This is a genomic window from Pedobacter steynii (assembly GCF_001721645.1).
Taxonomy (GTDB): Bacteria; Bacteroidota; Bacteroidia; order Sphingobacteriales; family Sphingobacteriaceae; genus Pedobacter; species Pedobacter steynii_A.
The window spans coordinates 4,515,639-4,537,106 of sequence record NZ_CP017141.1; the positions used below are offsets into that span (position 1 = coordinate 4,515,639).

Consider the following 21,468-nt stretch of genomic DNA (forward strand, 5'->3'; position numbering starts at 1 on the left):
TCAGAGGGTTATAAAGTCAGTTTTTTCTTGTCCTTAATTAAAATATATAAGAAGAGGGGGGTGCCCAGCAAAGCGGTAATGACCCCGATTGGAAGTTCAATAGGAGCAATGATCGTTCTGCAAAGCATGTCTGCCAGTGTGAGCATTAAAGCGCCCATTAAGGCGGAAGCGGGCAGTACATATTTATTGTCTACGCCGATCAGCAAGCGGATGGTATGCGGAACAAGCAAACCTACAAATCCAATGATGCCGGATACGGCTACAGAAGCACCAACTGCCATTGTGGAAAGGATCACGACATTTCTTTTGATGCGGCTGATACGGAGTCCGAGCTGATTGGCCTGTGTTTCTCCAAGTGCAAAAGCATTGAGTGCCTTGCCCATATAAGGAAGAACAAACGCTGGAATTAGCACAAAGGGGGCGACGGTAAGGACAGTTTCCCAGGTGGCACCACCCAGGCTGCCGAGCATCCAGAAAGTAATATTTCTCAACTGCTGGTCATCGGCCATATAAGTGATTAAACCTGTTAATGCCCCGGCCAGGGCATTGATTGCGATACCGGCCAGTAACATGGTGGCCACATTGGATTTTCCATCTGTTTTTGAAATCTGATACACCAGCATTGCCGCAATTCCTGCACCTGCAAAAGCTCCGAAAGCGAGCAGGTAATAGCCCAGGAGATTGCTCAGGCCGGCAAAAAGTGCCATCTCTAATACAATAACTATGACTGCCATTAAGGAAGCTCCGGCAGAGATGCCGATTAATCCGGGTTCTGCCAGTGGGTTCCGGAAAATCCCCTGTATTGCTGCACCGGAAATACCCAGAGCTGCACCGATGAGCATACCCAGGACCACCCTCGGGATCCGGACAATATTCAAGACCCCTTCATATTGAACAGAAACGGTTGAGCCGGAGAAGAAACCTGATTTTTTTGCAAGGATGAGCAGCACATCAGTTACCGGAATTTTAACTGCCCCCAATCCAAGAGAAAATGCAGCTGCTACAAATAGCGCTGATACCAGTAAAATATAAAGGGTTGTTTTCTGCATTACCATTTGCTGTTGAGTTCTTTAATGGCTTGCGGCAGTCTTACTGAAAAACTTACCATTAACTCCCCATCCATCTGGATGATCCTTTTGTGCTTTCTTGCATTGGTTAAGCCTACTCCCGGCATTTTTAGAATGCTGTTTATTCCCCCCAGACTTTTATACCCGAAATCAAACATGAGGATAAGGTCGGGATTGGCGTTGACTAAAGCTTCTGTAGTATAGGGTTTATAGCTGGAAAAGCCCTGTGCGGCATTTTTTCCGCCTGCCAGCGTAATCATGGCATCCATATTTGTATTTTTCCCTGCTACCATCATCACACCCGTGCCCCGGGCATAGACAAACAGGACTTTAGGGTGTTTGGGGTTTTTCCTGACCAGCTCCAGTGACTGAGCGAGATTTGATTCCATTTGTTTAACCAGAGCTTCTCCTTTGGGAACCACCTCTAATGCTGCGGCAACCGCCCTGATGAATTTAGAGGCACCTTTTATGGTGTATTCCTGTTTGATACTGACCAGCTTGATCCCGGCTGATTTTAACTGGTATTCGATTGCTTTGGATACGTCACCTTCCGGCGCAATGACCAGGTCAGGAGAGAAGGAAATGATCCCTTCTGCTGATAAAACCCGGTTCTGGCTTACTCTTGGTAATTTGCCGGCATAAGCAGGGTAGGCACTGGTTACATCCACTGCCACGATCTGATTTCCAAAACCTAAGGCATCAACGGTTTCCGTAAGCGCGGCACTTAGGGTGATGATCCGTTTGGGCGCAATCGCGGAAGAAGTACAATAACATAGTATTACGAGGAGGAAGGTTTGGAACGCTCTGATCATTTTTTCGTTTGTGTATGCGTGTTTATAACGACACAAAGAAACCTTTAATTATACTCATTCCAAATAATTATTTTTTTATTGTCGGTATTGGTACGTTTTCACTTTTAGTAGGGTTTAGGACTGCTTTTTTTGATATTTTTTCTATTTATTTAATTGATTTACAGTGTTTTGAATGTTATTTTATTGATGTCGTTATTGCTTATTTTCTTTTAATTCTGCCTGTAATATATCCCGATTCCGTAAATGTTATCCCGAAAAGGTTAAAAATAATCCCTTTTGCGTTGTGCAGATATTAGTAAATCTAAGCATATTTGCCTACTTTATTTAGACTGATTAAAAATAGATCACGTAATTGAATGTACAACTATATCTCTAAAAAGAATTACTTATTGGCGCTGCTGTTCTTCTTTACCAATGCTGCAATGGCAAAGGAATTAAAAGGGAAACTGACCGGTGTGGTTTACGATCATACCAATAAGCCTCTTTCAGGAATTACGGTTGCACTGGAACCGGATATGCGTCGCGCATTGACAGATAGCAGAGGCGTTTTCGGAATTGAGGGGTTGTATGCAGGTACCTATACTTTGAAAATTTCTGCCATAGGCTTCGGAACTCATGTACAGGAAGTGGTCATAGAAGAAGGCAAAAAAAATACGGTAACTATCCGCTTAACGCGAAAAGACGCCTCTTTAAATGAAGTGAGTGTTACAGGCGTACAAAGTAATCCTGACAATTTCATTGACATGGCCAGAACTGCAATGCCAGCTACAGTAATTACCAGGAAAGAAATTGAACAGATGGGAAGCCGCCGGCTGGATGAAGTATTGAAAGAGCAAACCGGACTGGCAATTGTCAATGACATTGGTGCGGGGAACCGGGCGGTTGGTTTACAGATGCAAGGTTTTGACAGCGGGTATACCATGATCATGATCGACGGACAACCCATGGTGGGCCGCAATAGCGGTAACCTGGATCTGTCCCGGATTACGGTTTCCAATATTGAAAGAATAGAAATAATAAAAGGGGCTTCTGCCTGCTTATTTGGAAGTGAGGCCTTAGCAGGAGTGATCAATATCGTAACCCGTAAGAACATTTCGGCGCCACAGGCTTTGGCCGCATTGCGCTATGGTAGTTTTAATGTGCTGGATGCTACCCTGGAAGGAGAAACTCCCTTTGCAGGAAAGAAAGGCTCGATCTATCTTTCCGGTAACTATTATAAAACCGACGGGTTTAATTCCAACCCTTATCTGAAAGAAGGGAAAACAGCTCCTCCTTTTGATAGCTACTCTTTTCAGGGAAGGGGACGTTATGAATTGACGGAGATCAGCAGCCTGAATTTCAACGGAAGATATGCCAGTCGCCACTCTGTAAACAACCAGTCCTACGGCGTGCAACCCAGCAAAGACGTGATGGATGAGCATGACCTGAATGGGTCTGTTGCCCTGAACCAGAATTTTAGAAACGGAACTAAACTAAGAACCCAGTATTACCTGACTCGTTATGAAACCGGGCAGGATGTAACGGACCTGAATAGTGGTATTGTAATGCCTGGAAGCCGGTTCAAACAATACCTGCATCGTGTAGAAGTACAGGGGAGTCATCAGTTTTTCGGCGCCTTGTCGCTGACCGGCGGAATCGGAGGAGCTTATGAATTGTTGGATAATGCCTATTACCGTGGAAAAAAAGACATGAGCAATTATTTTGCCTATGGTCAGGCCGACTGGCAGCTTTCGCAACAGCTCAATATGACTGCGGGTGCCCGATATGATTATCATGACAAATATGGCGCTAAGATCAGCCCGGGTATTGGTCTCCGTTATCAGCCGATTGAAAAACTGACCCTCAGGGCTGCAATAGGAACAGGTTTTAAGACCCCTAATTTCCAGCAATTGTATATGGTATTTACCAATGTTCAGACAGGTTATACTGTATTCGGTTCGGAGGAATTCTGGAGAGAACTGAATGCTTTACAGGAAGCGGGGAAGATCGTCAGTGTTTATCCTGCCGCTACTCAGATCGGGAACCTGCGACCGGAACGTTCGGTTTCTTATAGTGGCGGATTTGTTTTCAACCCATTTAACTCCCTGAAACTGGATGTGAATGTCTTTTATAACGACATGAAAAATTTCATCAATGCTGAAGCAGTGGCACAAAAGACAAATTCTCAACAGATATTTTCCTATGTCAATGTAGCCAAAGCCTATACCGCCGGAACAGAAATTGGGTTGAGCTGGAAAGCCAGTAAAACGCTAAGTCTCTCGGCTGGTTACCAGTTGTTGTATGCGGTGGATAAAGGGGTGGTGGATTCTATAAAAAATGGGACCGGCTTATATGCCAATATTTATGATGGTGTTTCTCCCTTACCAAGGCGCTCTACCAGAGCGGATTATTTTGGGATGTCCAACCGTTCCCGTCATATGGCTAACCTGAAACTGAGTTATGAGCATGTTAAAACAGGACTCACCGGCTCCCTGAGGGTAAATTACAGAAGTAAATATGGCTTTACAGAAAACAACAGTGCCAACCGGTTTATAGATACCTACGATACGTTTGTACCCAGTTACTTCCTGTTTAATGTGGCGGTTCAAAAAACGCTTTACCACAAACATTTACAGTTGCAGCTAAGCGCAGATAACCTGATGAATTACAGGGACCAGCTGATGCCCGGACAACAGGGAAGGGCGATCATAGCGGGAATAAGCTGGAGGTTTTTTAAAGATTAAAGAAGAATGAAATCTAAAATGATAACCATGAATAATAAATTGAAATCTGCAGGCCTTCTTTTGGTAGTAATGCTTGGTTTAAGCGCCTGCACAAAAGATGAAGTGAAACCGGATCTTGAAGATGGGAAGAGTAAGGTGATTATGGATCTCCCGGGAGATGTGGGCAAAACTGTTGGAGCCGGGGTTGATTTTGATCCTTTATATTTTAGTTTTAAAACCGGGGCAAAGGTTGCTGCATCAGAAAAGCTGACTGCAGGATGGGACCTTGTTTTTGCTAAAGAATACAACTCTTTTGTCTCCATTAATAATGGTAAGGACGATAAAAGCCTGGGATTTGGCGGTCCCGGAAAAGGGGCAATGGTGGTGGTTAATAAAGCCTATAATGAGGTGAATGCAGCCCCTGCTGATGCCGAATTTACCAATAACGGGATTACCGGCACAGGTTGGGAAACCGGAAATGGAAACGGCTGGTTTTTCTATGAACTGAAAACCCATATCGCGATCCCCGTTAAAAACAAAACATTCGTATTGCGTACGGCCGAAGGTAAGTATGCGAAGCTGGAAATCATCAGCATGTATAAAGGCGCCCCTGCTACGGTAAGCGACATGAAATGGCCTGCTCCATATTTCAAATTCAGGTACTATGTACAGGAAGATGGCAGCAGAAACCTGTCTACTAAAGATTAAAATTATAGAACATTCATAAATGAAAACGAATATGTTAACCTTTCTTAAAAAATATTCCGCTTTCCTGATGCTGGGATTAGTGATCAGCCTTGGGACTGCCTGTTCGAAAAATGAGGACCCTGCACCCGTTGTAGATCCGCCGGAAGTGATCAATCCACCGGCAACAGTGCCTTTCTATAAGCTGCAACGGGTAGAAAACCTTGCGGTGGAAACGGATGATAAAAACCCGACTGTACCAAAACTCGCTGCTTATTTTAGTCTGGACCACAAACAGGAAGTACCGGCCTTATATGCAAAAACTGCACGCTGGGATATAGCCTTCACCGGACTTTACAACAGTTTTCTTTCCGGTAATAATGGTTCTGATGGAACAAACCAGGGATATGGAGGGAACGGTATTGGTGGAATCACCATCCTCAAAAAACCATTTGAAGAGGTAACTGATGTACCCGCTGAAAGTGAATTTAAAACGAAAGCCGCGGTGGTCGGAACAGATGACCTTGGTGCTTTTGGTGAAGGTACAGGCTGGTATTTATACGATTTCGGAGGTACAATCCGTGGCGATGGAAGCGAGCAGAAGAAACACGTGGCTTATGCAATGCCGGAAATGCGGACTGTGGTGATCCGTACCGCCACAGGTAATTATGCAAAGATAAAAATGATCAGTTGCTATAAAGATGCCTTTACTGCAGATAAGTGGTTCAGAGATACCCCGCACATGTTTTTCACCTTTGAATATGTATTGGTGCCGAAGGGCAGTACTAAATTTGAAATTAAATAAGAACGATTAGCTGAGATCATATGAAACTAAGACTTATACCAGTTCTGTTTTACCTTTTTATCCCATTGCTGTTTTCAGCCTGCAAAAAGACGGTTGATTATCCCAAACCTGCCAATAGCAAAATCCTGTCTTATAAAGTTCCGGTTTCTAACGGAGAAATTACCGGTGTGATTGATGAATCGGATAAAACCATTACGGTTTATTTACCCTTCTTTTATCAGCTTGATGTGATTGATCCGAAAATTCAACTGGCTGCAGGGGCGACATTAAAAGAAAGCATTGTTCCGGTAGCAGTAATGGACAATAAGACTACTTATACCGTTACAGGAGCGGATAAGACAACGACTTCCTATCAGTTAAAGATCGTGATACAGCAGATTGCCCCATTGGTGGTAGAAGAAGTTTCTACTGCTGCGGTGATCACAAAATGGGGAATCGGGAATGGCTTTGTACTGATCCGGGGTAATTTCAATACCACGGATATTACGAAGGTAAAAGCTTACCTGGTTGCTGCAGACCAAAAGGAAATCGAGCTTACGCCAAGTGCAAGTTCAACAACCAGTATCGTCCCTCAGTTATTGCCTGCCGGAAAAACATACCAGATCGCTTACCTGCAGGTACCTCAGTCGGTAAATCCGGGAAGTTATAAATTAAGGGTTAAGGTATACGCTTTGGTTGCAGAAACCACTTATCCGGTTGAAGTCGTTTATGGGCAGCCTCAGATTACCTATGCAGGGGTAACTGCCAGACAAGGGGAAACCTTTACCATCAGTACCAAAGCAGAAGTTTTTCATCAGTTTTCTGAGTTCAGCATTCTGGTGAACGGACAAAAAACGGTATTGCCTATTGTTTCCTATACCAGAACGTCGGCAATCATCAGGGTGCCCGATGGGATTCCGGCGGGCGTCTATCAGCCGACTGCAAAATTTGAAGGCTGGCCGGCCGCAACTTATGGCTGGACCGTAACGGTGACGCCTAAATAAACATTTATCCATTTAAAAAAACAATCCGGGAAGCTCTCCCACATATATTATTATCCTTAAATAAAAAAAATAACATGAAAAAGAACTTATTAAAAATAACATTAGGCGTCGCAATGATCGCCGTATTAGGTACAGCTTGTAAAAAAGAAAACGAAGGAATTCCAGATCAGAAATTAGCGTTGAATGAAGCTAAAGCTGTAATTCCTGTAAACGGAACTGAAGCAGGTGCGGTTACAAACACTTCTGCTTCTCCAACTTCCTGGACTGCGATTAACTACAATTTATTGAATAATGTGGCTTCAAGCGTAGGTGCTCAAGTGAAATTTGAAAGCAACTTTAATGGAAACATTACAAAGCTGACCGGATATTCTTTGGGATATTACGATTCACCTGCAGTGACCAATGTATCAGGCATTACCTTAACTGATATCTCTGCCGTTACACTTGGCCTGACTACTTTAGGCAGCAACTCTGCTACTACTGTTGGCTGGTATGATTACAACAGGGTTACCCGTGTGATTACTCCGGTAGCAAAACGTTATGCTGTAGTGGCAAATAATGCTTCTGTTGCTGCTGCAACTGCAGTATATGTGGTTCAGCTGGATGCGGTAACTGCAACAGGTACAACTGGTCCGTTCACGACCAACGTACAGTTCCATACCAAAAGATTAAAATAGAAAAAAAGAGGAACGCCATCTTCAAATACCGTCCCTCAGAAAGAGCCCTGGTGCTCCAGATTAAACTTAAAGCAGGGTAGAGCGAATCCCGGATTGTTTTTTAAACTCATACAGCTTTTTATGGCTGCTACCAGTCTTCGCCAGACTCTAATCAGGCGCTAATGTATATAAAAAAATAAATATCTGTACTTCAACTAAAAATATATGACACTAATTCAGTTCATTAAGTACTTTAAATCGCCTGTTGGAAAGCCACTGATGATCCTGTTGTTCCTGTTGGTTTTCACTTCCTGTAAGAAGGAATATCAGGAGTCCCCCTATGCGGAGATGATTAATTTCAGCATTAAAGATGCAAAGGGAGAAATACTTAAGGCTGGACTGGAGAATCAGGAAATTATCCTGTACTGGCCGCCGGAACAAGCCGTTCCGGAGTTTATTACCCCTTCGATCACTTTAGCTGAAGGCGCTACGGTTTTACCTGCTTCAGGAACAAAGGTCCCTTTCAGAAATGGGGAAGTCTTCAGGGTAAAGGCAAAAAACGGGAATACGACAACTTATAAGATAAAACTGAAGATCAATGCCATCATTCCCTATATCAGCAATGTCAATTTTATGAAATTTAAAACCAAAATATTCCTGACTAAAGGAAATCCGGTATCCATTATCGGTGATTATTTTGGTACAGATGCAAAGCTGATCAAACTTTACCTCATAGGGAAAGATGATAAAGAAACCCAGGTTGAACCAGTTTCTGTAAATCCAATCAGCATCTCGTTTATTCCTGATGGTTCACCTGGTCTTTACAAAAGGATAAAGCTGGTAAGCCAGGAGCTGACTGCAATTTATGAACAGGAATTCGAACTGATACCGGAACAGGTTTTACCTTCTTTGACTACCGTCTCCTTTGGGCAGCCCAGAACGCTGAAGCATGGAGATGAAATTGAAGTGAAAGGAGGAATGAACCTTGCCGTAGTGGACCGCGTCATTTTTTACAATAATGCCACCGGCGGAGAGTACGATCTGATTATTAAGGAGAAGCGGGCAGATGGCTGGATCCTGCAGATTCCGCCAACATTACCTCTGGGTGTGTATAATGATTTGTATTTCTTCTTCCCCGAAACCGATTATAGGGAAGGTGGAAATGCAGGAATCAGCTTTACCGGAAGTATTACGATTGTCCCATAAACAAAGGTTATGAAATCAATCCGGAATGAGGCGAAATTTGCAGGGCTGCTTTTTTTTATGTTGGGCTTCAGTGCCTGTAAAAAAAATGAAATCAATCCCGGGGAGAAGGCCATTTCCCCGCTTACCGGAACGGTTGCAGAAATGACGCTGGATTCTATTTATCTGTACGCTTTGCAAACCTATTTATGGAATGATGCCTTGCCATCTTATTTGGATTTTAACCCAAGGAAATACAACAGTTCGGGTACGGATGCCGGAAACTTTAAGCAGGAGCTATTTGACATCAGTCAGCTCAAAAAGAATCCTTTAACTGGCGCAGCTTATGAAGAACCTCTTTTTGCAGGTGTTCCCAAATATTCTTTTATCGAAGAGGGCAATACTTATGGAAGTGTAAAGGCTGCCATTTCGCTGGGAACATCCGGGAATGACCTCGGACTGGAAGTTGCGGCGATGGGGGCAGGGGTGTACGTGAGTGTGGTCAATCCGGGATCAGCAGCTGATCAGGCCGGTTTACAGCGGGGATTCCGTCTGGTAGAAATCAATGGGCAGGCGGCCAATCCTGCACTTGCAGAAAATACTTTAAAACAGTCGCAGGTAATGATCAGTTATGAAAAGCCGGATGGAAGTAAGGTTAAGGTTACACTGGACCGGGTTGCCTATAAAAGTCATGGGGTATTGAAATCTTTATTGCTGAATCTGGGCGGACAAAAGATAGGCTATTTGTCGCTGGCCAAATTTGACCGTTTAAATGAGGTGAAGAGCGAGCTGGATCAGGCCTTTCAGAAATTCTCTTCAGAACAGCCGCAGGAGCTGGTGATTGACCTTCGCTATAATGGGGGCGGTTACGTGGAAACAGCCGAATACCTGGCTAATCTGATGGTTTCTTCGGCGATGAGTGGAAAAGTCATGTATGCCAAACATTTTAATACCTTATTGCAACAGGGTAAAGGAGCGATCCTGCAGAAACAATTGTACTTTGATGAAGAAGGTAAGCCGGTTTACCTTAAAGGAAGAAGGGCTACGATGGCAGATGTGGACTTTACTGTGGAAGGAAATACCGCCCGGTTTAACAAGCAGGGAGCTTTGGAGCGGGTTAAAAATATTTATTTTATTGTGAGTAACCGGACCGCTTCTGCAAGTGAGTTCCTGATCAATAGTTTAAGGCCTTATTTCAATGTAAAACTGGCAGGCAGCCGGACTTATGGTAAGCCCGTAGGTTTTTTTGGCATAAACATTCACCGGTATACCGTATACCTGTCAAATTTCCTGATTAAAAATTCAGCAAATGAAGGAGAATATTATAGTGGTTTTCTACCGGATCTGGTGGTGGCCGATGATGTAGGCCATGATTTTGGTGATCCGGAGGAGCAATGCCTGAAAAGCTTGCTTTCCGGAATCAGCAGCAGCTCAAAAACGGGAATTCAGACCGGTAAATTAATGGGCATGGCCGCGCCTGCAAATACAATAACCCCGGAACCGATCATGGATCCGGGGTTTCGTGGTATGATTACCACACATTTCAAATTAAAAAAGATGGAGAACTAATTGAGAGAGTCATGTGTAAAACAAGAGTATTAAGTACAAAAGGAGATACCGTAATCAGCAGTTGTTTAGGATGCCAGATGTATTATTTATGGCATAATAATTTGCTGTTGAACTTTACTTCAGAGGCTTTTGAATCCTTTAGAGAAGTGGTGAACAGTCTGCCTTTTCATAAGAACAGTCTGCCTTTTCCTGATGATGAAGAAAGGATCATTCTGCATACCCCTAATGATGACATTTGCTTTGCCTTTTGTTATGAGGAGTTTGAGACGTTTAAGCAGGCAATAGATGAAGCAATGTACATGAATGAGGTGTATGTGCTGATGAGTAAATAAAAATTCAGGATGAAAATTAAATCGAAGATTGAAGGCTCGGAAGACTGGTTGTTTATTGAAGAAATACCGGAAATGTATGCCCCTAATACTCCGCTTTCCGAGAAAAATATCAATATCAGAATGCCGGCCGTGCAGAAGCTGATCAATTACCAGCTGAGTGCCGGCGGACTTTTTCTGGTACACTCTACCATGCAGTTCAACGAAAATGTGAAAGTGCTTTCTGAGGTGGAGGGGGAAACCATTACCTCCCAGTTTATTTTTTACGGCGCCAATACTGCCGGGGATAAAGCTGAACCCAAAAACAGCAGACGAACGGGAAGCCGGCATAATATCCGCTACATTCCTTCTTTAAAAGGGAAGTATCCGATGATGCCCGATATTGAGTATAAGTATTTCTTGCTGGTACTTTCCAAATCCTATTATTTTCATTTGATTGATCAGCATTCCTTACTTCATACCGGTTTTGTAAAGGAGATTCTAAAAGGGAAATACACTTCCTTTGCTGCCAAAGACCTTTCTGTAACCAGCGAAATGAGGCGGGTGATCAATGACATTTGCGAATGTAAACGGTCCGGAGAATTGAAACGGATGCATACCGAATCAAAAATACTGGAATTATTGATGTTGCAGCTGGAACAGATGCAGTCGGGAATGGAGGTAGAAAAATACCTGATAAAGCAGGACGACCTGAAAAAGATAGAGCATGCCAGGGAGCTGCTGGACGGAGGTTACCGTTATCCTCCAACAATCATAGAGTTGTCAAAACTGGTTTCTTTAAATGAGTTTAAATTGAAACGTGGATTTAAGGAATATTATGGGACAACGATTTACGGTTACGTCACCAGGCTAAGAATGGAACAGGCCAGGAGTCTGATCCTGGAGGATAAAATGAGTATCGGACAGGTTGCTACCGCAGTTGGTTTTAATCATCAGAGTCACCTGACCGATGCCTTTAAACGTTATTTCGGGATTTTACCCAGTGAGGTGAATCTGGGAATCGACTCCTGATTTTCTGTTTGACTGCGGTAATTCTGTCTGGCTATGGGTAATAATGTTATATTTGTCTATCAAATACATCGAAATTTAAGTTAAATCATTGCCGATAAATGAGTACGAATACCCTAATTTCTTCATCAGAATTTGAATTGGTATCTGGTCTGGAAATCCACGTACAGCTGAATACACAAACTAAGATCTTCTCTTCAGATAGTGCTTCTTTTGGTGCAAAAGCCAATGAACACATCTCTGCAGTCTCACTTGCCTTACCCGGTGCTTTGCCAAAACTCAACAAAGAGGTGGTAGCTAAAGCGGTAAGAATGGGGCTTGCATTAAATTGTACCATCAACCAGTTGAATTATTTTGACCGGAAGAATTATTTCTATGCAGATTTGCCTAAAGGATATCAGATTACCCAGGATAACCGACCAATTTGTCAGAATGGGTACCTGAATGTAGTCCTTTCCAATGGCGAGGAGAAGAGAATAGGAATCAACCGCATCCACCTGGAAGAAGATGCCGGAAAAAGCTTACATGATCAAGATGATCAGTATTCTTTTGTGGACCTGAACAGGGCCGGGGTTCCATTGATTGAAATTGTTACTGAACCAGATATCCGCAGTGCGGAAGAGGCTTCGGCTTTATTAACGGAAATGAGAAAGCTGGTACGTCACCTGAATGTGAGTGATGGGAATATGGAAGAAGGGAGCTTGCGTTGCGATGCAAACATCTCTATCCGTGAAGCCGGAACTACCGCATTCGGTACCCGTTGCGAAGTAAAAAACCTGAACTCTATCCGGAATGTGCGCAGGGCGATGGATTTTGAATTTAACCGCCAGAAGCAGGTGATTGCCGGGGGAGGACGCATCATTCAAAGTACGCTGAACTTTGACGCAGACCAGGGAACAACTTCCCCGATGCGGACCAAAGAGGAAGCCAATGATTATCGTTATTTTCCTGATCCCGATCTTCCGCCTATACATATTTCGGACGAATGGCTGGCACAGATTAAAGCCGAAATGCCTGCATTGCCGGCAGAGATTGCTAAACGTCTGGTTGCGGAGTTCGGTGTCAATGCTTCAGAAGCCGCGATGCTTTCTGAAGATGAAGCCCTGCTCAGCTATTTTAATGCAGCTTTGCCAGGTGTAAACCATAAGAAAAGCCTGGTGAACTGGTTGACCGGAGCGATCAGAGCTTTGTTGAATGAACAGGGGATCAGCATTGCTGATTTTAAACTGGCACCGGCACAACTGGCGGGAACGATCAACCTGGTAGATGATAAAAAAATTACCCAGCAGATTGCTTTACAGCAATTGCTTCCGGAATTGATCAGCAAGCCTGATGCGGTACCGGCGGAACTGGCTGCAGCACTCAACCTGTTGATTGCTGATAACGGTGATGAGCTATCCGGATTTGTGGAGGAAGTACTATCGAAGTATCAACCACAGGTAGCTGCCTATAAAAAAGGTAAAAAGGGCGTATTGGGACTTTTTGTCGGGGAAGTGATGAAGCTGGCCAAGGGAAAAGCCGATGCGCAGAAAATAAATGAATTGTTACAGGAAAAATTAAAGTAAACAGGAAAGAGATGAAAAGAATCGCCTATATATTATTGGTATGTATTGCATTTGCAGCGTGTAAAGACAAGAGTAAATTTATGATCAGCGGAGCATTTAAAAATGCAACTCCAAAGAGTAAAGTATACTTGTTTGGTTTACAAAAAGACAATGCTTTGCCATTAGATTCTACGGTGCTTTCGGAAAAAGGGGAGTTTAAGTTTTCTCACAGTACACCGGGAGTAGATTTTTTCCGGATATCTGCAGGGAATAGCGAGTATATGATCATCGCCAAAAACGGAGATGACATTAAGATCTCGGCTGATTTATCGGATAAGAATTTAACCTATAAATTGTCTGGCGCAGCAGAAGCTGATAAGCTGGAAGAGTTGAATGTGACCAAACATCAGTATATGGTGAGAATTGCAGCCATTCAAACTCAATTTGACGAGACGGTAGCCTCACAGCCCCAGAACAGAGATATGATCATGGAGCAGATGAGACCAAAGTATACAGAGGAAATTGAAGGTCTGAATAAGGCGGTGCTAAAGTTTGCTCAGGAAAATTCCAGCTCTCTTGCCGGGTTTTATGCCATTAACTTATTAAACCCATCAGAGTATGAGGCCGAAATGGTGGCTTATTCGGATAAGATTAAGAGCAGTTTCAATGACAATGCTGCGGTTACTGAGTTTTTAGTAAAGATGGCGAAACTGAAAGCCCTGCAGATCGGACAGCCGGCACCTGAGTTTACCATTAATGGTTTGGATGGAAAACCGGTAAAACTGACCGATTTTAAAGGTAAATATGTATTACTGGATTTCTGGGCGTCCTGGTGTATGCCTTGTCGCCAGGAGAATCCAAACCTGGTAAAAGCCTATAATACTTATAAAGACAAGAACTTTACCGTGCTTGGAATTTCTTTAGATAAAGATCCCGGTGCCTGGAAAAATGCCATTGCTGCAGATCACCTGGCCTGGTCGCATGTTGGAGAGTTGAAAGATTTTGAGGGACCAACAGTCAGGTTGTATCAGATTGAAGCCATTCCAAGTTCCTTTCTACTAGATCCTAATGGAAAAATCATTGCTAAAAACCTGCGCGGAGAGGAGTTAGATGCTTTCTTAAATAAAACTTTACGATAACCCTAAATTCATGTTAATATACAGGAGGTACTTAACAATTTGTTAACTTGGGTTTAACGCTATATTATAATTGATTACCTATTTTCGTAACAAATATTTAAAGCTATGAGCACCGTAAAACAGAAGATACTTATTGTTGATGATGAACCAGATATTTTAGAGTTAATTGAATATAACTTAAAAAAAGAAGGTTATCAGGTTTTTCTGGCCAGCAATGGTCAGGAGGGGATTACGGTTGCCAAGAAAGTTCATCCCGATCTGATTATCCTGGATATCATGATGCCTAAGATGGATGGGATAGAGGCCTGCAGGTTAATGCGTGCTATTCCTGAGTTTAAAAATACCTTTATGGTTTTTTTAACTGCCAGAAGTGAGGAGTATTCGGAAATTGCCGGTTTTAATGTTGGAGCCGATGATTACATTGCCAAGCCGATTAAACCAAGAGCTTTAATTAGCAGGATTAACGCCATCCTGAGAAGAAATTCAAGTGCAGATGAGGTTTCTGATAATAAAGTGGAGATTGGGGACCTGGTGATCGACAGGGAAGCGTATCTGGTTTTTCAGGGCGGACAGAAAGTTGTTTTAGCCAAAAAAGAATTTGAATTGCTTTATCTGCTGGCTTCGAAACCGGGAAAAGTATATACCAGGGAATCGATTCTGAAAAACATCTGGGAAGACTCCGTAGTAGTTACAAACAGGACTATTGATGTGCATATTCGTAAGCTTCGTGAGAAATTAGGTGAGCGATATGTTGCAACAGTGAAGGGTGTAGGCTATAAATTCGAACTTTCTTAGTATTTTTGTACAGTATTAAATCTACTGTATTGAAATATCCTTCTTTTAAAGATCTTATCCTATTCGAAAACGATGATTATATCGTTGTAAATAAACCTCCATTTGTAGCCTCGCTGGATGAGCGTGGCGGATCAGGCGAGGTCAATATATTACGTTTGGCAAAGCAGTATTCTGCTGACGCACAGGTATGTCATCGTTTAGACAAAGAAACTTCAGGTGCAATTATCATCGCCAAAACACCTGAAGCTTACCGTTCTGTGGCCATGCAATTTGAAAAGCGTAAAGTGAGCAAAGTGTACCATGCTGTGGTAGACGGACAGTTTACTTTTAACGAGCTTTTTATCGACCTTCCGATTCTCAATGACGGAAATAAGAGTGTTACCATCGACAGAAAAGAGGGTAAACGCGCAGAAACCATTTTTAATTCTATAAAAAATTACCGCCATTATACCCTGGTAGAATGTAAGCCGATTACCGGTCGGATGCACCAGATCAGGATTCACCTGGCTACGCAGCGTGCAGCTATTGCCGGAGATGACATGTACCGTGGGAAACCTGTTTTTCTATCCAGTATGAAAAAAGGCTATCGCATTGCTAAGGATGATGAAGAACTACCTATTATGAAACGTTTTGCCTTACATGCCAGACATCTGGTGTTTAAAGGACTGGATGGGAATGATATTGTAATTGAAGCCCCATATCCGAAAGACTTTGCCACGCTCATAAAATTATTGGATAAATTTGACGCTTAAGTAAGAAGATATGTACGTACGGCTGGTAAATTATGTAGACGCAATTAACCAATACCGGAAAACTAAGATCTCAAACAGAAATTTTTTGGTGATTGCAGCATTGATTGTTGGCGTCCTGGCCGGGCTTGCTGCATCATTGTTAAAAACAATTACACACCATATTGAAGATTTCCTGCAAACGGGATTTCATTGGGAATATAAATACTATCTCTTTTTCTTTTTTCCGTTTATAGGGATCTTGTTGTCGGTGATGTATGTCCGCAGGTTCATTAGAAAAGGAAAATTTGAAACGGGGCTTACGCCTTTGCTATACACCATTTCCAGAAAATCGAGTAAAGTAGAGCCTCATAATATCTATTCTCAGATCATCACGGCCGCCACGACTGTTGGTTTTGGTGGTTCTACAGGATTGGAGGCACCCATCGTGACCAGTGGTGCGGGAATTGGTTCGGTAGTTGGCCGTTTCCTCGGCTTGTCTTATCGGGAGACGACCATGTTATTGGCCTGTGGTGCTGCTGCGGGGATCGCAGGAGCCTTTAACAGTCCGATCGCAGGAATTGTATTTGCTATTGAAATTCTGTTGCCTGAGTTTACCATTCCGGCTTTTATTCCTTTATTACTGGCCTCTGCAACTGCAGCGGTGGTGGCAAGGTTATTTTATAATGAGCAACTGTTCTTTCTCGTAACAGAAGGATGGAAGATGAATGCCCTGATCTACTATGTGATCCTGGCTGTTTTAATTGGTTTCTTTTCCATTTATTTTACCAAGGCAAACAGTTTTATAAAGGGGCTTTTTTACAAGATCAGTAACCCTTATAAAAAAGTTGTGCTGGGTGGTTTGATGCTGGGTTTGCTCGTATTTTTATTTCCTACTTTATATGGTGAGGGTTACATTACCATTAAGAACCTGTTAGGGGGAAATTATTTTGCGGTAATCAATAACAGCATTTTTTCATCTTATAGTAACCTGCCTTGGGTCGTATTATTGTTTACCCTGATCACCATTTTTGCGAAATCTGCGGCTACCCTGATTACGTTGGGAGCGGGCGGGAACGGAGGTATTTTTGCGCCTAGTCTGATTATGGGAGGTTTGATCGGGTTTATGGTTGCCTATACCGTCAATACCCTTGGAATTGCCCAATTGAATGTCGCTAACTTTATCGTAGCGGGAATGGCGGCCTCTTTAAGCGCAATTATGCATGCACCACTGACCGGGATCTTTCTGATTGCAGAAATTACAGGTGGTTATATATTGATGGTACCCCTGATGATTACCTCTGCCATTTCTTACCTGATTAACCGCAGTGCGAACAAATATTCAATTTATACCAAACCTCTGGCAGAGAAAGGGGAGTTGTCTTCTCATGAAGATAAGGACACCACGGTATTGAACATGATGAAATTGAAGTACCTGGTGGAACGTGATTATCTGGTGCTGAATGAAGGGGATCTGATTGCTGAAAAGTTAAATGAGATTCTGCAATCTAAAAGGAACCTCTTTCCGGTAATCGGGGGAGAAGACCTGAGCTTTAAAGGTTTGATTTATGTCGAGGATGTATTAAAGAGGGCCATTAACAATCCTGATCAGCAGGAAATGACTGCTCAGGACCTGATGGTTGCTGCTCCGGATACCTTGCAGATGGGGGATCCGATGAAGAAGGTATTGCAGAAGATGGAAAAAGAAAATGCCTGGTTGTTGCCGGTTTTAACTGAACAGGGGAGCTATATTGGCTTTGTCTCTAAAACGGCCATCTTTAACAGGTACCGTGCACTGCTGAGAAGACAGGCAGATTATATGGAATAGTGCAGCTGAAAGACATAAAAAAAGGCCAGCTTCCAATATCAGGAGCTGGCCTTTTTCGTTGGTATTGTGTTATTATTCGGCAGATCTTTTTAGTCCGAATTTTTCAATTTTACTGTAAAGGTGACTACGTTGAATGTCAATGTCGTCGGCAGTTTTGGATACATTCCAGTTGTTTTTTTCCAGTTTAAATTTGATAAATTCTTTTTCTGCGTAATCTTTATAATCCTGGAAATTATTGAAGTTATCATAATTCGGACTTGCAGAACGCGTTACCTGAGCATTTGCCGAACCGTGATGTGCTGCACCGATGTTTGTTCCTCCACCAGGATTTGCAAACGCGGCCACATCATGTTCTGTAATGGCTTTATCGCTCAATATAATTAAACGTTCAATCATATTGTGCAGTTCACGTACATTCCCTGTCCATGGTAATGCCTGAAGGGCAGTCATGGCTGCATCATTGATCTTTTTGGTCGGCATGCCATAATCCTTACAGATTTCTTCCAGAAAGTTTTGTGCAATTTCAGGGATATCTTCTACGCGTTCTGTTAAATGGGGAACATGGATATTGATCACGTTTAAGCGATGGTATAAGTCCATACGGAAGTTACCGTCTTCAATTTCCTTTAACAGGTCTTTGTTTGTTGCGGCAAGAACCCTTACATTAACCTCCAATTCTTTTTCACCACCCACACGACTGATTTTATGTTCCTGCAAGGCGCGTAATACTTTTGCCTGTGCAGAAAGGCTCATGTCTCCAATTTCATCCAGAAAAAGTGTTCCTCCATTGGCCAGTTCAAATTTACCGATGCGTTGTTTTACTGCAGAGGTAAAAGATCCTTTTTCGTGTCCGAACAACTCACTTTCAATCAATTCTGAGGGAATTGCAGCACAGTTGACTTCTATTAAAGGGCTGTCTGCGCGGTTTGATTTCTCATGCAGCCATCTTGCTACCAGTTCTTTACCACTTCCATTGGCTCCGGTAATTAACACACGGGCATCAGTAGGGGCTACACGCTCAATGGTTTCCTTGATTTTTCCGATACTTTCGGAACTACCTAATATATCTCTTGTTTTGCTGGCTTTTCTTTTAAGGACTTTTGTTTCGGTAACTAAAGTGCCTCTGTCCAGCGCATTTCTTACCGTGATTAATAACCTGTTTAAATCAGGTGGTTTTGAGATGAAATCAAACGCACCTTTTTTACTGGCTTCGATAGCGGTTTCCACTGTACCATGACCGGAGATCATGATGAAAGGAAGGTCCGGGCTGTAGGCAAGTGCCTGTTCAAGCACCTCCATTCCGTCCATCTTATTCATCTTAATGTCGCAAAGTACGAGGTCGAATTTCTTCTTCTTAATCAGCTCTAGTCCGTCGACGCCATTATCTATATCTTCAACATCGTAGTTTTCGTACTCTAAGATCTCACGCAGGGTGCTTCTTATCGCCCGTTCATCATCAATTATTAATAATTTTGCCATAGGTGGTACTCATCATTTTTATCAGATACGAATATATTACTTTTATCAACAAGGAGTGATAAAATAAAAAATGCAAGCCTGTAAGCCGGGTTCTGTACACTGATTGCTCAGCGTTTCTATCATTAATCCACTATAAATGTTACCATTTATCTCTAACGACCTACCCGCTAACATCGGACGAGCAGCCCTACATGCGTTAGCCTATTTGGTCTTTCAACTCCCGGGGTTTACCAGCAATCCGGTTGCCCGGAATACTCGTGAGCTCTTACCTCACGTTTTCAACCTTACCTGTGCTTAAAAGCCATCGGCGGTATATTTTCTGCGGCACTTTCCATAACTCAGGTTTTCAATCCTAAGCCTCTTCCCGTTAGGAAGCGAGATGCTCTGTGTTGCCCGGACTTTCCTCTCCGATAAATCGCAGCGATAGAACGGCTTGCATTTTTGTGTTGCAAAGATATAAAAAAACGGGGTTTATCGGATAAAAGGCAGACTTCTTACTGCTGCTGCTATTAAATATTCGGAAATATAACTGTATTGTACATCGTGATCGTAGAACCTCCACATTTGTTTTCCGGTTCGCCCGTCATAAAGTACAAGTGTAAGTGTATTCTTGATTAAGGTAGAGACGCTAGGCATTTTTACGGATAGTGAAGCCGTATCTATGGTCATCTGGCTCTCTTTAACAAAGGAATTACTTTCATACAGACCAGATATGATGGCATCTACACCCAGGATTTTAGCAATTTCTTCTTTTGTATACTGATCCAGCCTGCTGCTCATTTCTGATTTCAACAGCAAGAGATTGGTTTTTTCAATGTCCTGAATTTCTACTTTCATCCGATGGGATTTGGGTAAAATATAACTGTATAGTCTGGACTGATTGGCCAATCCGGTATTTTCAATCGCTTTATTTCTTTCGTTGAGGTATGAAACCTGGCTTTTAAAGCTCAATTGTGATCCTATCGGCAAAATTGCAATTACTTTATAGTCCTTCATTGTTTTTTTCAGATCGGGATGGGTATATACCTGTTTTGTCCTGGAAAAACCGAATTGTGCATGGGCCATCATACCGATGGTCATTGCTATTAAAAATAAAAAGATCCTTTTCATTGGAATATGTTTTAATGATGATGAAGCGATCATAACAAGGATGATCACTTTATCGGATTAAGAAGATGAGAATTGGCTGGTGATTCGTTCAGGGGGGGAGAAACGGAACCACCAGACCAATTCAGGGGTAAAAAAATTACTTGCTGTAAGGGAAGTTTCTGGAAACTTTTCTCATCATCCGGTCGATGAGCTCATCGCTTGAGCTGAATACATCGTCGTTCATGCTTTTGAAGAAGCGCCATAATAAATCGCCGCTAGGGCCATCATTTACCATCATCGTCAATGCGCCTGATCCGGTTTTGCTTCCCATTCCTCCAAATAATACGGTAGTTACAATAGCTCCTGCTTCAGATTTTGACTGTTCCGCTTCGAATTTACCAGCGATCACTGCGTCGACATTCAGGGCTTTAGCGATTTCATCTTTGGTAAATTCCCCGAGTTTATCGGTCATTCCTGCTTTCTTTAACAGTACATTGGTTTTTTCCACGTCCTGAAATTCTACGGTATACTTTGAGGCTTTACGAAGCAAAAAGGTGTAGATGCTGGACTGAATAGAATAAGCCTTTTCTCTTTCCTTCTCCCGGTTGGTTTCGATGTCGAAATCCCGGGGTTGCTTTTTATAGGTCATCTTTACCTCGAAAGGCAAAATGGCGACCAATTTGTGCGTTTTTACTGCTTCCTGCAGTTTCGGACTGATGAATACCTGTTTGGCATTCTCGTACTGAGCATTGGCGACCATACCAGTCACCATCGCTACAAATAGTAACAATGATTTTTTCATTTGATAGATTTTTTAAAAAATCATCAATGCGTCTTTAATCCAAAGTTAATGGAGGTGGAACTCATAATGATTTCATTTGTGTGTAAACAATATTATGTAGAATCTTTTAAATTATTATGAAATAATTAAAGACTATGGAACTTTTTTAGTGATGATTTTTAAGCGATGGAGATGCTAAAACGTTATTACCTCAGAAAAACTCGGTTTTTTCTGAGGTAATAAATTGTAATATTTTTATTAAAATCCGGCTTTAGGCTGCTGGTTGGG

At 42.5% G+C, this 21,468-nt stretch carries 19 protein-coding genes and 1 other RNA gene; 14 read left to right on the forward strand and 6 right to left on the reverse strand.

Annotated features, from left to right (window positions below; genetic code table 11):
* Positions 1–8: 8 nt before the first annotated feature.
* Together BFS30_RS18665 and BFS30_RS18670 are read right to left on the reverse strand one after the other, a co-directional pair.
* Positions 9–1,049 carry a FecCD family ABC transporter permease gene (locus BFS30_RS18665; RefSeq protein WP_069380677.1) on the reverse strand — a complete coding sequence of 347 codons (1,041 nt, stop codon included), beginning with the start codon at positions 1,047–1,049 and terminating at the stop codon, positions 9–11.
* Complete coding sequence (locus BFS30_RS18670; protein ID WP_069380678.1) at positions 1,049–1,879, reverse strand: heme/hemin ABC transporter substrate-binding protein; 831 nt, start codon at positions 1,877–1,879, stop codon at positions 1,049–1,051. Before BFS30_RS18670 ends, BFS30_RS18665 begins: the two co-directional genes overlap by 1 nt.
* A 356-nt stretch (positions 1,880–2,235) precedes the next feature.
* Here BFS30_RS18670 and BFS30_RS18680 point away from each other — a divergent pair, with 356 nt between their 5' ends.
* The 14 genes from BFS30_RS18680 (at position 2,236) to BFS30_RS18745 (ending at position 17,831) form a co-directional block, all read left to right on the forward strand.
* Complete coding sequence (locus tag BFS30_RS18680) at positions 2,236–4,602, forward strand: TonB-dependent receptor (RefSeq protein WP_083252109.1); 2,367 nt, start codon at positions 2,236–2,238, stop codon at positions 4,600–4,602.
* 27 nt (positions 4,603–4,629) lie between these two features.
* The gene (locus tag BFS30_RS18685) at positions 4,630–5,289 is read left to right on the forward strand and encodes an HmuY family protein (RefSeq protein WP_069382526.1); all 660 of its coding nucleotides are present in this window, start codon (positions 4,630–4,632) and stop codon (positions 5,287–5,289) included.
* Positions 5,290–5,308: 19 nt separating this feature from the next.
* A complete protein-coding gene (locus BFS30_RS18690; protein WP_157262956.1) occupies positions 5,309–6,070 on the forward strand; it encodes an HmuY family protein in 762 nt (253 codons plus the stop codon).
* Positions 6,071–6,090: 20 nt separating this feature from the next.
* Positions 6,091–7,053, forward strand: a complete 963-nt coding sequence (locus tag BFS30_RS18695; RefSeq protein ID WP_069380681.1) for a hypothetical protein — start codon at positions 6,091–6,093, stop codon at positions 7,051–7,053.
* 74 nt (positions 7,054–7,127) lie between these two features.
* Positions 7,128–7,730 carry a hypothetical protein gene (locus tag BFS30_RS18700; protein ID WP_069380682.1) on the forward strand — a complete coding sequence of 201 codons (603 nt, stop codon included), beginning with the start codon at positions 7,128–7,130 and terminating at the stop codon, positions 7,728–7,730.
* Between the two features lie 204 nt (positions 7,731–7,934).
* Complete coding sequence (locus BFS30_RS18705; RefSeq protein WP_069380683.1) at positions 7,935–8,915, forward strand: hypothetical protein; 981 nt, start codon at positions 7,935–7,937, stop codon at positions 8,913–8,915.
* A gap of 9 nt (positions 8,916–8,924) precedes the next feature.
* The gene (locus tag BFS30_RS18710) at positions 8,925–10,460 is read left to right on the forward strand and encodes a S41 family peptidase (RefSeq protein WP_069380684.1); all 1,536 of its coding nucleotides are present in this window, start codon (positions 8,925–8,927) and stop codon (positions 10,458–10,460) included.
* Positions 10,461–10,471: 11 nt separating this feature from the next.
* Complete coding sequence (locus BFS30_RS18715) at positions 10,472–10,792, forward strand: DUF6686 family protein (protein ID WP_069380685.1); 321 nt, start codon at positions 10,472–10,474, stop codon at positions 10,790–10,792.
* Positions 10,793–10,801: 9 nt separating this feature from the next.
* Positions 10,802–11,800 (forward strand): helix-turn-helix transcriptional regulator, encoded by a 999-nt coding sequence (locus tag BFS30_RS18720; protein WP_069380686.1) that lies wholly within the window; start codon positions 10,802–10,804, stop codon positions 11,798–11,800.
* 98 nt (positions 11,801–11,898) lie between these two features.
* Positions 11,899–13,362, forward strand: a complete 1,464-nt coding sequence (gene gatB / locus BFS30_RS18725; RefSeq protein WP_069380687.1) for an Asp-tRNA(Asn)/Glu-tRNA(Gln) amidotransferase subunit GatB — start codon at positions 11,899–11,901, stop codon at positions 13,360–13,362.
* Positions 13,363–13,373: 11 nt separating this feature from the next.
* Positions 13,374–14,480 (forward strand): TlpA disulfide reductase family protein, encoded by a 1,107-nt coding sequence (locus BFS30_RS18730; protein ID WP_069380688.1) that lies wholly within the window; start codon positions 13,374–13,376, stop codon positions 14,478–14,480.
* Between the two features lie 105 nt (positions 14,481–14,585).
* A complete protein-coding gene (locus tag BFS30_RS18735; RefSeq protein ID WP_069380689.1) occupies positions 14,586–15,275 on the forward strand; it encodes a response regulator transcription factor in 690 nt (229 codons plus the stop codon).
* A 29-nt stretch (positions 15,276–15,304) separates the two neighbouring features.
* On the forward strand, positions 15,305–16,027 hold the full coding sequence (locus BFS30_RS18740; RefSeq protein ID WP_069380690.1) for an RluA family pseudouridine synthase: 723 nt from the start codon (positions 15,305–15,307) through the stop codon (positions 16,025–16,027).
* 10 nt (positions 16,028–16,037) lie between these two features.
* Positions 16,038–17,831, forward strand: coding sequence for a chloride channel protein (locus tag BFS30_RS18745; protein ID WP_069380691.1), 1,794 nt, complete (start codon positions 16,038–16,040; stop codon positions 17,829–17,831).
* Positions 17,832–17,903: 72 nt separating this feature from the next.
* On the opposite strand, the gene BFS30_RS18750 is transcribed toward BFS30_RS18745, so the two are convergent.
* From BFS30_RS18750 to BFS30_RS18765, 4 genes are all read right to left on the reverse strand, one after another.
* Positions 17,904–19,310 (reverse strand): sigma-54-dependent transcriptional regulator, encoded by a 1,407-nt coding sequence (locus tag BFS30_RS18750; protein ID WP_069380692.1) that lies wholly within the window; start codon positions 19,308–19,310, stop codon positions 17,904–17,906.
* Positions 19,311–19,375: 65 nt separating this feature from the next.
* Positions 19,376–19,750, reverse strand: an RNA gene (gene rnpB, locus BFS30_RS18755) — RNase P RNA component class A.
* Between the two features lie 31 nt (positions 19,751–19,781).
* Complete coding sequence (locus BFS30_RS18760) at positions 19,782–20,420, reverse strand: hypothetical protein (protein WP_157262958.1); 639 nt, start codon at positions 20,418–20,420, stop codon at positions 19,782–19,784.
* A 136-nt stretch (positions 20,421–20,556) separates the two neighbouring features.
* Positions 20,557–21,201: a hypothetical protein gene (locus BFS30_RS18765; RefSeq protein ID WP_069380694.1), complete on the reverse strand. Its 645-nt coding sequence runs from the start codon at positions 21,199–21,201 to the stop codon at positions 20,557–20,559.
* Positions 21,202–21,468: the final 267 nt, after the last annotated feature.

Excerpts from the sequence above, each read along its gene's own strand:
- BFS30_RS18665 (WP_069380677.1), bottom strand. The coding sequence starts at position 1,049 with ATGCAGAAAACAACCCTTTATATTTTACTGGTATCAGCGCTATTTGTA.
- BFS30_RS18670 (WP_069380678.1), bottom strand. The coding sequence starts at position 1,879 with ATGATCAGAGCGTTCCAAACCTTCCTCCTCGTAATACTATGTTATTGT.
- BFS30_RS18680 (WP_083252109.1), top strand. The coding sequence starts at position 2,236 with ATGTACAACTATATCTCTAAAAAGAATTACTTATTGGCGCTGCTGTTC.
- BFS30_RS18685 (WP_069382526.1), top strand. The coding sequence starts at position 4,630 with ATGAATAATAAATTGAAATCTGCAGGCCTTCTTTTGGTAGTAATGCTT.
- BFS30_RS18690 (WP_157262956.1), top strand. The coding sequence starts at position 5,309 with ATGAAAACGAATATGTTAACCTTTCTTAAAAAATATTCCGCTTTCCTG.
- BFS30_RS18695 (WP_069380681.1), top strand. The coding sequence starts at position 6,091 with ATGAAACTAAGACTTATACCAGTTCTGTTTTACCTTTTTATCCCATTG.
- BFS30_RS18700 (WP_069380682.1), top strand. The coding sequence starts at position 7,128 with ATGAAAAAGAACTTATTAAAAATAACATTAGGCGTCGCAATGATCGCC.
- BFS30_RS18705 (WP_069380683.1), top strand. The coding sequence starts at position 7,935 with ATGACACTAATTCAGTTCATTAAGTACTTTAAATCGCCTGTTGGAAAG.
- BFS30_RS18710 (WP_069380684.1), top strand. The coding sequence starts at position 8,925 with ATGAAATCAATCCGGAATGAGGCGAAATTTGCAGGGCTGCTTTTTTTT.
- BFS30_RS18715 (WP_069380685.1), top strand. The coding sequence starts at position 10,472 with ATGTGTAAAACAAGAGTATTAAGTACAAAAGGAGATACCGTAATCAGC.
- BFS30_RS18720 (WP_069380686.1), top strand. The coding sequence starts at position 10,802 with ATGAAAATTAAATCGAAGATTGAAGGCTCGGAAGACTGGTTGTTTATT.
- gatB (WP_069380687.1), top strand. The coding sequence starts at position 11,899 with ATGAGTACGAATACCCTAATTTCTTCATCAGAATTTGAATTGGTATCT.
- BFS30_RS18730 (WP_069380688.1), top strand. The coding sequence starts at position 13,374 with ATGAAAAGAATCGCCTATATATTATTGGTATGTATTGCATTTGCAGCG.
- BFS30_RS18735 (WP_069380689.1), top strand. The coding sequence starts at position 14,586 with ATGAGCACCGTAAAACAGAAGATACTTATTGTTGATGATGAACCAGAT.
- BFS30_RS18745 (WP_069380691.1), top strand. The coding sequence starts at position 16,038 with ATGTACGTACGGCTGGTAAATTATGTAGACGCAATTAACCAATACCGG.
- BFS30_RS18750 (WP_069380692.1), bottom strand. The coding sequence starts at position 19,310 with ATGGCAAAATTATTAATAATTGATGATGAACGGGCGATAAGAAGCACC.
- BFS30_RS18760 (WP_157262958.1), bottom strand. The coding sequence starts at position 20,420 with ATGAAAAGGATCTTTTTATTTTTAATAGCAATGACCATCGGTATGATG.
- BFS30_RS18765 (WP_069380694.1), bottom strand. The coding sequence starts at position 21,201 with ATGAAAAAATCATTGTTACTATTTGTAGCGATGGTGACTGGTATGGTC.